This window comes from Burkholderia sp. THE68, assembly GCF_009938265.1.
GTDB lineage: Bacteria > Pseudomonadota > Gammaproteobacteria > Burkholderiales > Burkholderiaceae > Caballeronia.
Genome location: NZ_AP022316.1, coordinates 218,573 through 232,964 on the forward strand (window position 1 = coordinate 218,573; position 14,392 = coordinate 232,964).

Sequence of the window (14,392 nt, forward strand, 5' to 3'; positions counted from 1 at the left end):
CCATGCATCGCTTCATCATCGTCGGCGGAGGGGCCGGCGGCCTCGAACTCGCGACGCGTCTCGGCGACCGTTTCGGCTCGACGGACGGCAAGACTCCGCCAAAAGCGCAAGTCACGCTCGTCGACCGCAATCCGACCCATATCTGGAAGCCGCTTCTGCATGAAGTCGCGGCGGGCAGCATGGACCCGTTCACGCAGGAACTCGAATACGCGGCGCAGGCGCTGTGGCACGGCTTCGAATTTCAGCAGGGCGAACTCGTCGGGCTGAATCGCGCGACGAAGCGCATTACGATCGGCGCGTTGCGCGATGAAGAAGCGGGTGAACTCCTGCCCGAGCGCGAACTGGAGTACGACACGCTCGTCATCGCCATCGGCAGTACGACGCATTTCTTCGGCGTCGAAGGCGCGCAGCAGAACTCGATCGCGCTCGATACAGTCGGTCAGGCCGAGCTCTTTCGCAAGCGCCTGATCGCGGCGTGCATGCGCGCGGAGCATTTCGCGCCGGAGCCTGTCGCGGCGGGCGTCGAGGAGGGCGAGGACGAACCGGGTGTGGATCCGCTGCCGCGTATCCAGGTGGCGATCGTCGGCGCGGGCGCCACGGGCGTCGAATTGTCGGCCGAACTGCGCAACACGGCGCAAGTGCTGTCCGCGTACGGCTTGCACAAGCTCGATCCGAAACACGATATCGGCATCGTGCTGATCGAGGCGGGGCCGCGCATTTTGCCCGCGCTACAGGAGCGCGTGTCGAGCGCGACGGCGGAGCTGCTCACCAAGCTCGGCGTGAAGCTGATGACGGGCGAGACGGTCGCGCAGGTCTCGCGCGATACCATCCACACGGCGAGCGGCAAGGCGATACGCGCGGATCTCACGGTCTGGGCGGCGGGCATCAAGGCCCCCGCGATCCTCACCAATCTCGAAGGCTTGCCGACCAACCGCCTCGGCCAGCTCGTCGTGCGCCGCACGCTGCAAACCGAAACTGACGACAACGTCTTCGCGCTCGGCGATTGCGCGGCGTGTCCGTGGCCCGGCAATGAGCGCAATGTGCCGCCGCGCGCGCAGGCCGCGCATCAGCAAGCCAGCTTTCTGTTCAAGTCGTTCGAGCGGATGTTGCAGGGCAAACCGCTTCCCGAATACACCTATCGCGACTTCGGCTCGCTGGTGTCGCTCGGGCATTACAGCGCGGTCGGCAGTCTGATGGGCGGGCTGATCGGCGGCAACATGCTGATCGAGGGGCTCTTCGCGCGCTTCATGTACATGTCGCTCTACCGGCTGCACATCGCCGCGCTGCACGGCTATGCGCGCATGGTGCTCGATACCGTCGCGCACTGGCTGCGCCGCTCCACCGCGCCGCGCGTGAAGTTGCACTGACGCGGAATAGAACGCCTGCGCGATTCGTTGAATGCTGTTTAGAATGGGCGGCGCGCTTAATGCATAACGCGCCTTCATCGTCGTGCAGCACCGTGCGTCATGATGCCTTGTCCATGTCGTGCGGATTTCAACGATTCACGCCGTCGCGCGATCGAGCACGCGCCGCGACGGCCCTGCCGCGGGAGTTTCTCCATGCTAGACCCTGAAGTCGACAGCCTCATTCCGCACGTGCCGTTCAATCGGCGCACCTTCATCAAGGCAACCTTCGGCACCGGTTTTGCGGCTGCGGTGCTGCCGGTGTCCGCGCAGACCATTCATACCGATACCGATGGGCTGGAGGCCGGCGCCATCGGCATTCGCGGCGCGGACGGTACGCTCGTGCCGGCTTATCGCGCGCAGCCGAAGGGCAAGACGCATCTGCCGGTAGTCATCGTGATTCACGAGATTTTCGGCGTGCACGAGCATATCGCCGATGTGTGCCGGCGCTTCGCGAAGCAGGGCTATCTGGCGATTGCGCCGGATCTCTATACGCGTCAGGGCGATGCCACGGCGTACAAGTCGATGCAGCAGCTCAACGAGCAGCTCGTGTCGAAAGTGCCCGATGCGCAGGTGATCTCCGACATCGATCAGACCGTCAAATGGGCGGGCGAGCACGGCGGCGATCCGAAGCGCGTCGGCATTACGGGGTTCTGCTGGGGCGGGCGCATCGCGTGGCTCTACGCCGAGCACAATCCCAATCTGAAGGCGGCGGTGGCGTGGTACGGGCGGCTCGTCGGCAACAAGACCGAGAACACGCCGAGCAATCCCATCGACCTCGCGAGCCAGCTCAAAGTGCCGGTGCTCGGGCTGTATGGTCGGCAGGATCAGAGCATTCCGCAGGACAGCATCGAGCAGATGAAGCAGGCGCTCGCGAACGACCCGCCGCCCGCGAAGAACTCGCAGTTCGTCGTCTACGACGACGCGCCGCACGCGTTCTTCGCGGATTATCGTCCGAGTTATCGCAAGGCCGACGCCGAGGACGGCTGGAAGCGCGCGCTCGCGTGGTTCCGCGAGCACGGCGTCAAATAACGCGCTTCAGGGCGTCGGGCCGGTCGCGACGGGCCGTCCCGGATCGGCGCTCCATTCGCTCCACGAGCCCGGATAAAGCGCCGCGCCGTGCAGGCCGGCGATTTCCATCGCGAGCGCGTTATGGCAGGCCGTCACGCCCGAGCCGCATTGCAGGACGATGCGGTCCGCCGGCACCGTGCCGACCAGCGAGCCGAACGCCTCGCGCAACTCGTGAGCGGTCTTGAAGCGGCCTTCGGGCGTCAGGTTGTTCTTGAAGAAGTGATTGAGCGCGCCGGGAATATGCCCGCCGACGGGATCGATCGTCTCGTTCTCGCCGCGATAGCGGTCGGCGGCGCGGGCATCGATCAGCAGATGATCGCGCGTGCCGATGCTGCGCTCGATCGCCTGGGCGTCGATCGTCACCTGAAGCGGCGCGCCGGCCTTGAACGTGCCTTGCGTCTTCGGCGGCACGGCCGTGTCGAGCGGCTTGCCCGCGGCTTCCCATGCCTGCAGGCCGCCGTCGAGCAGCGCGACGGAATCGTGCCCGAGCCAGCGCAGCAGCCACCAGACGCGCGCCGCGTACATGCCGCCGTGGGCGTCGTAGGCGGCCACTTGCTGGCCTTCCTTCAGGCCGAAGCTCGCCAGCTTCGCGACGAGCGCGGCGCGCTCGGGCAACGGATGACGCCCGTTCGTGCCGGTCTTGACGCCGGACAGATCGCGATCCAGATGGAGATAGTGCGCGCCGGGAATGTGCCCTTGCGCGTAAGCGGCTTCGCCCGATTCGGGCGCGGCGAGATCGAAGCGGCAATCGAAGACGAGCACGCTGCCGGGCGCGGCGGCGAGCCGTTCGGCGAGATTGGTCGCCGAGATGAGCGTGGTGTAGTGAGTGTGCGGCATGACGGCTCCTGAATCGGCGCGTGTGATGCGGGGATGAGCCAATAGTCTAAAAGAAAAAACGGGCTCGAAAGCCCGTCTTTTCCCGATCACTCGACTGCCGTCAGATAGACCCGAGTCGATGCCGCAGGAACTCGTGGAAATGCTGCATGCCGGATTCCATCGGGCTCTGGTACGGCCCGACCTGATTCTCGCCGCGCGCCATCAGCGCGCGCCGGCCGGCGTCCATGCGCTCTGCGATTTCGTCGTCCTCGCGCGCGGTTTCCATGTACGCGGCGCGCTCCGCCTCGATGAACTCACGCTCGAAGAGCGCGATTTCCTCGGGGTAATAGAACTCGACGATGTTCGTTGTTTTCTGCGTGCCCTGCGGAATGAGCCACGACACGACCAGCACGTGCGGATACCACTCGATCATCAGACCGGGGTAATACACCATCCAGATCGCGCCGAATTCGGGCGGCGTGCCGTTGCGGAAACGCAGGACTTCGTCGTGCCACTTGCGGTACGTCGGGCTGCCCGGTTTCTCCAGATTCTTGTGGACGCCGACGGTCTGCACGCTGTACCAGTCGCCGAATTCCCACTCGAGGTTGTCGCACGACACGAAGCTGCCGAGGCCCGGATGGAACGGCGCGACGTGATAGTCCTCCAGATAGACCTCGATGAAGGTCTTCCAGTTGTAGTTGCACTCGTGAACCTCGACGTGATCGAACATGAAGCCCGAAAAGTCGAAATGTTTCGCGGTACCCAGCTTCGCGAGATCGGCCGCGACGTTGCGGCCCTCCGACTCGAAGAGCAGGCCTTGCCAGTTCTGCAGCGGCGTCTTGCCGAGGTTCAGGCAGGGCTTGTCCGCGAAATGCGGCGCGCCGAGCAGTTGACCGTCGAGATTGTAGGTCCAGCGGTGCAGCGGGCAGACGATGTTGTCCGCGCTGCCGCGGCCATTGAGCATGATCGCCTGGCGATGGCGGCACACGTTCGACAGCAGTTCGATATTGTTCTGCTGATTACGAACGAGCACACGCCCTTCGCCCTCGCCCGGAAGCGCGAAATAGTTTCCCGCTTCGGGCACCATGAGTTCGTGCCCGATGTAGCGAGGACCCTGCTTGAAAAGTGTGTCGAGTTCGCGCGCAAGAAGCGCTTCGTCAAAGTAAGCCGTGACTGGCAGCTGACTGTGAATGGCGTTCAGCTGCAATGCATTGCTCAGATTGGACATTCCCACTCCCGATGAAAACGTGAAAGCAGTGAACAACCCAACCATCGAAGATTCGATTTAGGGAGCCCGCGATTATACCGAAATCCCCCTCCTTGGGGTGCTTAAGGTCTTGATTTGGGTATAAATTGTCGCGAGAGTTCCTCGCAATCGCAGCAAGAGCGCGTGCCTGTGGCGCATCGTGCAAGGATCGGGAGAAAATGCCGCAATCCGAACGCCAGCGTTCGATGCGGACGGGATGCGGGTCGAAAATTTGGCTTTTGCCGTAGAATGTGCGACTTGGTTCCAAAAATTCAATTGCACATCCACGATTCATGGCGAAGACCGCTGTCCAGGAAACAGGCGACAAAACCGGCGCCGACGCACAGAGCGCGGACGCCGCGCAGCTTCCGGAAAACTACGAGGCAGCGCTGGCAGAACTCGAATCGCTCGTCGCGCGCATGGAAGAGGGCGCGCTGAGTCTCGAGGAATCGCTCGCGGCGTATCGCCGCGGCGCGGCGCTTGTGGGCTTTTGCCAACAGCAGCTCGAGAAAGTCGAGCAGCAGGTACGCGTGCTCGACGGCGAGACGCTCAAGCCGCTGCCCGCCGAGGTACAGCGCGCCACCCAGGGTGCCGGAGCGACAAACGACAACGGGGACGACGACCTATGACCTTCGAACAATGGATGCGCGCGACGCTCGATCGCGTCGAGACGGCACTCGAACACTATCTTCCGGGCACGGACGTCGCGCCCGCGCGCCTGCACGAAGCGATGCGCTATGCCGTGCTGGGCGGCGGCAAGCGCGTGCGGCCGCTCCTGGTCCACGCGGCGGGCGAGCTGACCGGCGCGAGCACGCACGCGGTGGAAGCGGCGAGCGCCGCGCTCGAGATGATTCACGTCTATTCGCTGGTGCATGATGACATGCCCGCCATGGACGACGACGCACTGCGCCGGGGTAAGCCCACGGTACACATCCAATATGACGAAGCGACGGCACTGCTGGTCGGCGACGCGCTGCAATCGCAGGCGTTCGTCGCATTGACGGCCGCGGGCAATGGTCTGAACGATGCTCAGCAAGCCGCGCTCGTGCGCGAACTGGCGCTCGCGAGCGGCTCGCTCGGCATGGCGGGCGGTCAGGCGATCGACCTCGAAAGCGTCGGGCGCAAGCTGACGCGCCCCGAGCTCGAGACGATGCATCGCAAGAAAACGGGTGCGCTGTTGCGCGCGTCGGTGCGTATGGGCGCGCTCGCGGGCGCGCTTCCGGACGCGGAAGCGCTCGCGTCGCTGGACGATTACGCCGCCGCCGTCGGCCTCGCTTTCCAGGTCGTCGACGATATCCTGGACGTCACCGCCGACTCCGCCACGCTCGGCAAGACCGCCGGCAAGGACGCGCAGCACGACAAACCCACTTACGTGTCGATCATCGGGCTCGATGCATCGCGCGAACTCGCCGCGCAACTCGGTCGCGACGCGCATGCCGCGGTCCAGCCGTTCGGCGCACGCGGCCAGCGTCTGGCCGAACTCGCCGATCTGGTCGTGAACCGGGTGAATTGATTGTTGAACGCGTGACGAACCCCACGGCGAGAAGAGACATAATCGCGCCGAACGAATCACGCCAGTTTTCCTAAAATGGGACGACGATGTACGACTTGCTGAAAACCATCGACGATCCGGCCGATTTGCGGGCCCTCGATCGCCGCCAACTGCAACCGCTGGCCGACGAGCTGCGGGCCTACGTGCTCGACAGCGTGTCCCAGACGGGCGGCCATCTGTCGTCCAATCTGGGCACGGTCGAGCTGACGATCGCGTTGCACTATGTGTTCGATACGCCTAATGACCGCATCGTATGGGATGTCGGCCATCAGACGTATCCGCACAAGATCCTGACGGGCCGTCGCGATCAGATGCCGGGCCTGCGTCAACTGGGCGGCATTTCCGGCTTCCCGCGACGCTCCGAGTCCGAATTCGACACCTTCGGCACCGCGCACTCCAGCACGTCGATTTCGGCGGCGCTCGGCATGGCGATCGCCAACAAGCTGCAGGGCGACAACCGCTTCTCGATCGCCGTGATCGGCGACGGCGCGATGACCGCCGGCATGGCTTTCGAGGCGATGAACAACGCAGGCGTCGCCGACGACGTCCCGCTGCTCGTCATCCTCAACGACAACGACATGTCGATCTCGCCGCCGGTCGGCGCGTTGAATCGCCATCTCGCGCGCCTGATGTCGGGCCGCTTCTACGCCGCCGCGCGCGCGGGCGTGGAACGCGTGCTGCGTCACGCGCCGCCGGTGCTCGACCTCGCCCGCAAGCTCGAAGAGCACGCGAAGGGCATGATCGTGCCGGCCACGCTGTTCGAGGAATTCGGCTTCAACTACATCGGGCCGATCGACGGTCACGATCTCGATTCGCTGATCCCGACGCTGCAAAACATCAAGGAACTGCGCGGCCCGCAATTCCTGCACGTCGTCACGAAGAAAGGCCAGGGCTACAAGCTCGCCGAAGCCGATCCGGTGCTTTATCACGGTCCGGGCAAATTCAATCCGGCTGAAGGCATCAAGCCGTCGACGGCGCCTTCGAAGAAGACCTATACGCAAGTGTTCGGCGAGTGGCTGTGCGACGCCGCAGCGCAGGATTCGCGCGTGGTCGGCATCACGCCGGCGATGCGCGAAGGCTCCGGCATGGTCGAGTTCGAGAAGCGCTTCCCGGATCGTTATTTCGATGTCGGCATCGCCGAGCAGCATGCGGTCACGTTCGCGGGCGGTCTCGCGGCGGACGGCATGAAGCCCGTCGTCGCGATCTATTCGACCTTCCTGCAACGCGGCTACGACCAGCTGATCCACGACGTCGCGCTGCAGAATCTGCCGGTCGTGTTCGCGATCGATCGCGCGGGTCTCGTCGGCGCGGATGGCGCGACGCACGCTGGCAACTACGATCTCGCCTTCCTGCGCTGCATTCCGAACATGACCGTGATGGCCGCATCGGATGAGAACGAGTGCCGCCAGATGCTCTACACGGCCTTGCAGCAGCCGAACCCGACGGCAGTGCGCTATCCGCGCGGCGCGGGCACCGGCGTCGCGACGGTCAAGCAGATGACCGCGATTCCCCTCGGCCGGGGCGAGATTCGCCGCGAGTCGTCGCAGAAGCTCGGCTCGGGCAAGCGCATCGCGATCTGCGCGTTCGGCACGATGGTCGCGCCGTCGCTCGCAGCGGCGGAAGAACTCGATCTGACCGTCGCCAACATGCGCTTCGTGAAGCCGGTCGACGCCGACCTGCTGCGCGAACTCGCCGCGACGCACGACGCCATCGTGACAATCGAGGAAGGCGCGATCATGGGCGGCGCGGGTTCCGCGTGCGTCGAAGCGCTGCTCGCCAGCTCGATCATCAAACCCGTGCTGCAACTCGGCCTGCCGGACGTTTTCATCGACCACGGCGATCCGGCCAAGCTGCTGTCGAGCGTCGGACTAGACGCGGCCGGCATCGCGCGCTCGATTCGCGAACGCTTTCTCGATGCAATCGAAAGCGCCAACGCAGGCAAGCTGACCAAGCGCGTCGCCTGACGCGTCGCTGAAGACGGCGCGCTCGGGGCGCGCCGCGTATCAACGCTTTGGCACACGGCGCGGGCATCGTCCCGCGCCGTGTGCGCTTGAACGTTTCGAACCGCTCGCGTCTTGCGCGACGCGCGGCGCATAAGGACAAAACAAAATGAATCAGATGAATCCCGCCTTCGTGATGCCCGACGTCCAGAGCACCCCCGACACACGTCAGATCGCGATTCAGCGCGTCGGCGTAAAGGGCGTGCGCTACCCGCTGACGGTATTGACGGAAGACGGGCTTAAACCGACCGTCGGCGTATGGAATCTCGACGTTCATCTGCCTGCCGAGCAAAAGGGCACGCATATGTCGCGTTTCGTCGCTTTGCTGGAAGAAAACCGCCTGCCGCTCGATCAGCACGCGCTGCGCGGATTGCTCGCGCTGATGCTGGCGAAGCTCGAAGCGCATTCCGGCCGTATCGAAGTGACGTTGCCGTACTTCGTGATGAAGACCGCGCCGGTCTCGGGCGTGAAGAGCCTGCTGGACTACGAAGTGACGTTCATCGCGGAGCGGCGCGACGGCGACACGCGCATGTCGATCAAGGTGCTCGTGCCCGTGACGAGTCTGTGCCCGTGTTCGAAGCAGATTTCGCAGTATGGCGCGCACAACCAGCGCTCGCACGTCACCATCACGGCGGAGCTGAGCGAGGATATCGCGATCGAGGATCTGATTCGAATCGCGGAGGAAGAGGCGTCGTGCGAACTGTGGGGCTTGCTCAAGCGCCCGGACGAGAAGTTCGTGACCGAGCGCGCGTATGAGAATCCCAAGTTCGTCGAAGACCTCGTGCGCGATATCGCGACGCGCCTGAACGCGGATGCGCGCATCGTCGCGTATGTGCTCGAAGCGGAGAACTTCGAGTCGATCCACAATCACAGCGCCTACGCGGTGATCGAGCGGGACAAGCGCCGCGACGCCTGAGCTCGCCTCAGGCGAGCGCCGTTTCCGATGGAACGTGCGCTTGCCGCACCGATGCCATCACGAGCGAAGCCAGCCGCTCGACCGGCGGCGACGCGCTTGCCGATGCGCGATGCAGCGCCAGCGGAATCGATGGCAGAGCGGGCAATCCGCCTTCGCCGGCGTCGAGCGCGCGAACCGTCGACGGCAATCCGTAGCTCGTACGCACGGTGACGCCCAAGCCCGCTGCTGCTGCTGCCCACAGCCCTGACAAGCTCGGGCTCGTGAATGCGACCCGCCACTTGATGCCCGCGCGATCCAGCGCGGCCGCCGCAGCGCTGTGAAAGAGGCAAGGCCGGTCGAACGCGATGAGCGGCAGGGGTTCGTCGGCGTCGAAGTGCCACGGAACCGTCGATGACGCGATCCAGCGCATCGGCGGCGCGGCGATCGGTTCCGCGATCATCGCGGCGTTGCTGTCGTCGGTGACGCCGTTCGCGCCCCACACGAGCGCGAGATCGAGTTGCCCGGAATCGATGCGCTCCAGCAATTCGGTATTGCGCGCGACCCGCGCTTCGATCCGCACTTTCGGATGCGCCCGCGCAAACCGGCCGAGCACATCCGGCAATACCACTTCGCCGAAATCTTCCTGCAAGCCGAGCCGGATCCATCCTTCCAGATCGACGCCGCGAATCGCCACGGCGGCTTCGTCGTTCAGTTCGACCAGGCGCCGCGCGTAACCGAGCATCACCTCGCCGGCGTCGGTGAGCGCCAGCCCGCGTCCGGCCTTGCGAAACAGCGGCGCGCCCGCCTGCTCCTCCAGCTTGCGTAGCTGCGCGCTCACTGCCGATGTGGAACGTCCGACGCGGTCTGCTGCCTTCGCGAAGCTGCCCAAGTCCATTCCGGCGACGAAGCTGCGCAGCACCGCGAGATCGAAGGTCGTCTGGCTCATTTACTATCGTCCTGATTTTCTGAATGATCGATTGAAAACTTTGCGATTTTCAGGACGATGCTAAGCCTGCACACTGGTCGCAGTCAAATCCGATATGGACCGCGTGATGGCCACTCCTCTCGTACTGAAATCGAAAAATGCGCCCGTGCTCGGCGGCGGGCATCGCTGGAAGGTGCTCGGCGTCGGTGTGGCGGCCAACGCGAGCTTTTCGGCAGCGGCGGCCGGCATTCCGACCACCGCCGTGTGGATGCGCAGCGGCTATCACCTGAGCAATGGCGAACTGGGCCTCGCGCTCGGCGCGCTCGGTCTGGGCGTCGCGCTTTCCGAGTTGCCGTGGGGCGTGCTGACGGATCGCTGGGGCGATCTTCCCGTGCTGCTGACCGGTTTGCTGTCGACGGCCGCGGTGCTCGTCGCGATGAGCCTGTACGCGGTGCCGTCATCGGCGACGCTCGGCTGGCTCGTCTTCGCGATGTGCGCGCTGGGGCTCCTCGGCGGCAGCGTCAACGGATCGAGCGGGCGCGCGGTGATGGCGTGGTTTGCCGAGGGCGAGCGCGGCCTCGCGATGAGCATCCGGCAGACGGCGGTGCCGCTCGGTGGCGGGATCGGCGCGGCATTGCTGCCGTGGCTGGCTTCGTCGCATGGCTTCGCGGCGGTCTACGGCGCGCTGGCGGCGATGTGCGCGGTGTCCGGCGCGTTCGCCTGGCGCTGGCTGCATGAGCCGCCGGACGCGGTCCATCGCGCGGCGCCGAGCAAAGGCGCTGCGCCGTTGAAGAACGCGCTCGTCTGGCGCGTGGTGCTTGGCATCGGCATCCTGTGCGTGCCGCAGTTCGCGGTGCTGACCTTCGCGACCGTGTTCCTGCACGATGCCGGCCATTTCGGCGTGACGGCGATCAGCGCGACGATGGGCGCGGTCCAGCTCGGCGCGATGGCCATGCGCGTGTGGAGCGGCCGTCACACGGACCGGCGCGGCAATCGGCGCGCGTACTTGCGCGGGTCGGTAGTCGTGGCGTCGATGTCGTTCGTCGTGCTGGCCGCGGCGATCGCGAGCGGCGCGGCGCGTGCGCCCTTGCTGCTCTCGACGATGCTCGTGTTCGCCGGCATCTGCGTGTCCGCGTGGCACGGCGTCGCGTACACGGAACTGGCGACGCTGGCCGGCACCGCACGCGCCGGCACCGCGCTCGGCATGGCGAACACGGCGGTGTACGCGGGGTTTTTCGTGACGCCGCTCGTCATTCCGCAGGTGCTCGCGATCAGTTCATGGCCTGTCGTATGGCTGGCGGCGGGCGTGTGCGCGTCGTTGGCGTGGCTGTTGTTTCCGAAGCCCGCGCGACCTTAAACTGTGCGTCCGAGAAATCGACCCTGCGGAGCGCACCTTGATCCTGATCGGCCAATACGATTCCCCGTTCGTGCGGCGCGTCGCCATCGCGCTGAAGCTGTACGACATCGCGTATGAGCATCGCCCGTGGTCGGTGTTCGGCGATGCCGACAAGATCGCGCCCTTCAATCCGCTGATCCGCGTGCCGACGCTTGTGCTCGATTCCGGCGACGTGCTCATCGAGAGCACGATGATCCTCGATTACCTCGATGAACAGGCCGGCGACGCGCGCGCGATGATCGCGCCGGACGGCCCGCAGCGGCGTGAAGCACTGAAGGTCTGCGCGCTCGCGACGGGTCTCGCCGACAAGGCCGTCGCGCTCGTCTATGAACGGGTGCTGCACAAGGAAAGATCGCAGAAGTGGCTCGATCGCTGCACGGGGCAGGTCGAGCGCGTGTTGAACGCGCTGGAAGCGGACCGCGCCGCGCGTGCGACGCCTTACTGGTTCGGCGATGCGATCGGGCATGCCGACATCACCGTGGCCTGCGCGCTGCGCTTCGCGCGCGAGGCGCATCCGGAGCTCTTCAGTTCGACGCGCTGGCCGACGCTCATCGGCCATAGCGACCGATGCGAGACGCTGCCCGTGTTCCGGGCGATCGTGCAGCCGTTCAATCCGCCGAAGTAGACAGCTTCAGGCGCGCGCGAGCGAGGTGAGATCCCAGCGCGGCTTCACGGTGAACGCGTAGTCGCGCACGGCCTGCTCCGGCCAGCGCGAAAGCCTCAGCGCACCGGCGAGCGCGATCATCGCGCCGTTGTCGGTGCACAGCGAGAGATCGGGGTAATGCACGTCGAAGCGGCGCTTCTTCGCCGCCGCCGACAGCGCTTCGCGCAACTGCCGGTTCGCGCCGACGCCGCCCGCCACGACCAGCCGCTTCAATCCCGTCTTCTTCAGCGCGGCGAGCGACTTGGCCACGAGCACATCCACGGCGGCATCGACGAAACCGCGCGCGAGATCGGCCTTCGCCTGCTCGCATACGTTGTTGCCGAGCTTGCGGCTCTGCGTGAGCACGGCGGTTTTCAGGCCGCTGAAACTGAAATCGAGATCGCCGGAATGAAGCATCGGACGGGGCAGCGTCACCGCGCCGGGCGTGCCGAACTCCGCGAGCCGCGAAACTTCCGGCCCGCCCGGATAGCCGAGGCCGAGCAGCTTCGCGGTTTTGTCGAAGGCTTCGCCGGCGGCGTCGTCGAGGGTTTCGCCGAGCGTCTCGTACACGCCGATGTCGGTTACGCGCATCAGTTGCGTGTGGCCGCCCGACACGAGCAGCGCGACGAACGGAAACGGCGGCGGCGCATCGACGAGCAGCGGCGACAGCAGATGCCCTTCCAGATGATGGATGCCGACGGTCGGTTTATCCCATGCCATCGCGAGCGCATTGGCGATGCTCGCGCCGACCAGCAGCGCGCCCGCGAGTCCCGGTCCCTGCGTGAACGCGATGGCGTCGATGTCGCCACGCTGCGCGCCCGATTGCTCGAGCACTTCCTCCAGCAGCGGCAGCGCGCGCCGGATGTGATCGCGCGAAGCCAGTTCCGGCACGACGCCGCCGTAATCGCGATGCATCGCGATCTGCGAGTGAAGGGCGTGCGAAAGCAGGCCGCGCCCGGTGTCGTAGAGGGCGAGGCCGGTTTCGTCGCAGGAGCTTTCGATGCCGAGAACGAGCATGGATTCAATGCCTTGGAGGAACAGAAAAGTATAGCAGCGGGCGTCAACGCGCGTGCCGAAGGTAAAATGCGCGCCATGGAATCCTTCGATATCGCCGTCATCGGCGCGGGCGCGGCCGGCATGATGTGCGCGGCCGTGGCCGCTCAATCCGGGCGCCGCGTCGTGCTCATCGACCACGCCGAACGTCTCGCCGAGAAAATCCGCATCTCCGGCGGCGGACGCTGCAACTTCACCAACGTCAATGCACAGCCGGCCAATTTTCTGTCGGCGAATCCGCATTTTTGCCGCTCCGCGCTCGCGCGCTACACGCCGCGCGATTTTCTCGCGCTGCTCAAGCAGTACCGCGTCAAATGGCACGAGAAGCATAAGGGCCAGCTCTTTTGCGACGACTCCAGCGACACCATCATCGATGTGCTGAAAAGCGAGTGCGATGCAGGCGGCGTCGCGTGGCGGCGTCCGGTCGCCGTGCACGAGATCCGGCACGACGGCGCGCGTTTCGCGCTCGATACGACCGCGGGCGCGATCGGCGCGGCGGCGCTCGTGATCGCGACCGGCGGCCTGTCGATTCCGAAAATCGGCGCGACGGATTTCGGCTATCGCGTCGCCAAGCAGTTCGGCCACACGCTCGTCGAGACGCGTCCGGCGCTCGTGCCGCTCACGTTCACGTCGGCTGACTGGGCGCCGTTCGCCGCGCTCTCGGGACTCTCGTTGCCGGTTCGCATCAGCGCGGGAAAGGGCAAGACACGCGGCGAGTTCGACGAGGACTTGCTGCTCACGCATCGCGGCGTGTCGGGGCCCGGCGTGCTGCAGATTTCGAGCTACTGGAATACGTCGGAGCCGATTCACGTCGATCTGCTTCCCGATGTCGACGCCACCCAGATGCTGATCGAGGCGAAAGCGGGCTCGAAAAAGCACATCGGCAATTTTCTGGGCGAGCATGTGCCGGCGCGTCTCGCGCATGTGTGGCTCGAGGCGCAGCGCGTGTCCGTCGATGCGCGGCTCGCCGATCTGCCCGACCGCACCCTGAAGGCGCTCGGCGCGTCGCTGTCGGACTGGACGCTCACGCCGAGCGGCACCGAAGGCTATCGCAAGGCCGAAGTCACGCGCGGCGGCGTCGACACGCGCGAGCTTTCGTCGGCGACGATGATGAGCGAACGCATGCCCGGGCTCTATTTCATCGGCGAGGCGGTGGATGTCACCGGCTGGCTCGGCGGCTACAACTTCCAGTGGGCGTGGGCGTCGGGCGTGGCGGCTGGAAAGGCCGCCGCCGAGCTCGCGCGAGACGCGGCGAGCGCCGCCTGAGCGCGCCTGGCCGGGGGTTTTGGCGAGTCTCGAAACGCGAACCCGTTTGCTATACTCAGACGGTCATCGGAGGAGGGTCCTCTCCGCTCTGGCAGGCGCTGGAACGACCCGCGAAAAGTCCCGCTT

At 65.5% G+C, this 14,392-nt stretch carries 13 protein-coding genes; 9 read left to right on the top strand and 4 right to left on the bottom strand.

From position 1 onward, the window contains the following. The first annotated feature begins 2 nt into the window (after window positions 1-2). Together BTHE68_RS14480 and BTHE68_RS14485 are read left to right on the top strand one after the other, a co-directional pair. Window positions 3-1,367: an NAD(P)/FAD-dependent oxidoreductase gene (locus BTHE68_RS14480; RefSeq protein ID WP_162067043.1), complete on the top strand. Its 1,365-nt coding sequence runs from the start codon at window positions 3-5 to the stop codon at window positions 1,365-1,367. A 192-nt stretch (window positions 1,368-1,559) separates the two neighbouring features. Continuing rightward, window positions 1,560-2,435, top strand: a complete 876-nt coding sequence (locus tag BTHE68_RS14485) for a dienelactone hydrolase family protein (protein WP_162067044.1) — start codon at window positions 1,560-1,562, stop codon at window positions 2,433-2,435. A gap of 6 nt (window positions 2,436-2,441) precedes the next feature. Here the strand turns inward: BTHE68_RS14485 and BTHE68_RS14490 are convergent, their stop codons facing one another. Then, window positions 2,442-3,311, bottom strand: a complete 870-nt coding sequence (locus BTHE68_RS14490) for a sulfurtransferase (RefSeq protein WP_162067045.1) — start codon at window positions 3,309-3,311, stop codon at window positions 2,442-2,444. A 100-nt stretch (window positions 3,312-3,411) separates the two neighbouring features. After that, window positions 3,412-4,518 (bottom strand): aromatic ring-hydroxylating oxygenase subunit alpha, encoded by a 1,107-nt coding sequence (locus tag BTHE68_RS14495; protein ID WP_162067046.1) that lies wholly within the window; start codon window positions 4,516-4,518, stop codon window positions 3,412-3,414. A gap of 311 nt (window positions 4,519-4,829) precedes the next feature. On the opposite strand from BTHE68_RS14495, the gene BTHE68_RS14500 reads away from it, so the two are divergent. The 4 genes from BTHE68_RS14500 to folE2 all read left to right on the top strand — a co-directional run bounded on the left by BTHE68_RS14500 (window position 4,830) and on the right by folE2 (window position 9,004). Next, window positions 4,830-5,165: an exodeoxyribonuclease VII small subunit gene (locus tag BTHE68_RS14500; RefSeq protein ID WP_162067047.1), complete on the top strand. Its 336-nt coding sequence runs from the start codon at window positions 4,830-4,832 to the stop codon at window positions 5,163-5,165. Further along, window positions 5,162-6,049: a polyprenyl synthetase family protein gene (locus BTHE68_RS14505; protein WP_162067048.1), complete on the top strand. Its 888-nt coding sequence runs from the start codon at window positions 5,162-5,164 to the stop codon at window positions 6,047-6,049. Before BTHE68_RS14500 ends, BTHE68_RS14505 begins: the two co-directional genes overlap by 4 nt. Window positions 6,050-6,135: 86 nt before the next feature. Beyond that, window positions 6,136-8,052, top strand: coding sequence for a 1-deoxy-D-xylulose-5-phosphate synthase (dxs, locus tag BTHE68_RS14510; protein WP_162067049.1), 1,917 nt, complete (start codon window positions 6,136-6,138; stop codon window positions 8,050-8,052). A gap of 145 nt (window positions 8,053-8,197) precedes the next feature. Beyond that, window positions 8,198-9,004, top strand: a complete 807-nt coding sequence (gene folE2, locus BTHE68_RS14515) for a GTP cyclohydrolase FolE2 (RefSeq protein WP_162067050.1) — start codon at window positions 8,198-8,200, stop codon at window positions 9,002-9,004. A gap of 7 nt (window positions 9,005-9,011) precedes the next feature. Here folE2 and BTHE68_RS14520 read toward each other — a convergent pair whose 3' ends face one another. Further along, complete coding sequence (locus BTHE68_RS14520; protein WP_162067051.1) at window positions 9,012-9,929, bottom strand: LysR substrate-binding domain-containing protein; 918 nt, start codon at window positions 9,927-9,929, stop codon at window positions 9,012-9,014. 106 nt (window positions 9,930-10,035) lie between these two features. On the opposite strand from BTHE68_RS14520, the gene BTHE68_RS14525 reads away from it, so the two are divergent. Together BTHE68_RS14525 and BTHE68_RS14530 are read left to right on the top strand one after the other, a co-directional pair. Further along, the gene (locus tag BTHE68_RS14525; RefSeq protein ID WP_162067052.1) at window positions 10,036-11,265 is read left to right on the top strand and encodes an MFS transporter; all 1,230 of its coding nucleotides are present in this window, start codon (window positions 10,036-10,038) and stop codon (window positions 11,263-11,265) included. A gap of 37 nt (window positions 11,266-11,302) precedes the next feature. Continuing rightward, window positions 11,303-11,929: a glutathione S-transferase family protein gene (locus tag BTHE68_RS14530; RefSeq protein WP_162067053.1), complete on the top strand. Its 627-nt coding sequence runs from the start codon at window positions 11,303-11,305 to the stop codon at window positions 11,927-11,929. Between the two features lie 6 nt (window positions 11,930-11,935). Here the strand turns inward: BTHE68_RS14530 and tsaD are convergent, their stop codons facing one another. Continuing rightward, entirely contained in the window at window positions 11,936-12,964 is a 1,029-nt protein-coding gene (gene tsaD, locus BTHE68_RS14535; protein WP_162067054.1) for a tRNA (adenosine(37)-N6)-threonylcarbamoyltransferase complex transferase subunit TsaD, read from the bottom strand. A gap of 75 nt (window positions 12,965-13,039) precedes the next feature. Here tsaD and BTHE68_RS14540 point away from each other — a divergent pair, with 75 nt between their 5' ends. Then, window positions 13,040-14,266, top strand: a complete 1,227-nt coding sequence (locus tag BTHE68_RS14540; protein WP_162067055.1) for a BaiN/RdsA family NAD(P)/FAD-dependent oxidoreductase — start codon at window positions 13,040-13,042, stop codon at window positions 14,264-14,266. The last annotated feature ends 126 nt before the right edge of the window (window positions 14,267-14,392 follow it).

Bases quoted from the DNA above. Each gene is read 5' to 3' on its own strand.
- BTHE68_RS14505 (WP_162067048.1), top strand. From the start codon at position 5,162: ATGACCTTCGAACAATGGATGCGCGCGACGCTCGATCGCGTCGAGACG.
- tsaD (WP_162067054.1), bottom strand. From the start codon at position 12,964: ATGCTCGTTCTCGGCATCGAAAGCTCCTGCGACGAAACCGGCCTCGCC.
- folE2 (WP_162067050.1), top strand. From the start codon at position 8,198: ATGAATCAGATGAATCCCGCCTTCGTGATGCCCGACGTCCAGAGCACC.
- BTHE68_RS14490 (WP_162067045.1), bottom strand. From the start codon at position 3,311: ATGCCGCACACTCACTACACCACGCTCATCTCGGCGACCAATCTCGCC.
- BTHE68_RS14520 (WP_162067051.1), bottom strand. From the start codon at position 9,929: ATGAGCCAGACGACCTTCGATCTCGCGGTGCTGCGCAGCTTCGTCGCC.
- BTHE68_RS14525 (WP_162067052.1), top strand. From the start codon at position 10,036: ATGGCCACTCCTCTCGTACTGAAATCGAAAAATGCGCCCGTGCTCGGC.
- dxs (WP_162067049.1), top strand. From the start codon at position 6,136: ATGTACGACTTGCTGAAAACCATCGACGATCCGGCCGATTTGCGGGCC.
- BTHE68_RS14485 (WP_162067044.1), top strand. From the start codon at position 1,560: ATGCTAGACCCTGAAGTCGACAGCCTCATTCCGCACGTGCCGTTCAAT.
- BTHE68_RS14495 (WP_162067046.1), bottom strand. From the start codon at position 4,518: ATGTCCAATCTGAGCAATGCATTGCAGCTGAACGCCATTCACAGTCAG.
- BTHE68_RS14540 (WP_162067055.1), top strand. From the start codon at position 13,040: ATGGAATCCTTCGATATCGCCGTCATCGGCGCGGGCGCGGCCGGCATG.
- BTHE68_RS14480 (WP_162067043.1), top strand. From the start codon at position 3: ATGCATCGCTTCATCATCGTCGGCGGAGGGGCCGGCGGCCTCGAACTC.
- BTHE68_RS14500 (WP_162067047.1), top strand. From the start codon at position 4,830: ATGGCGAAGACCGCTGTCCAGGAAACAGGCGACAAAACCGGCGCCGAC.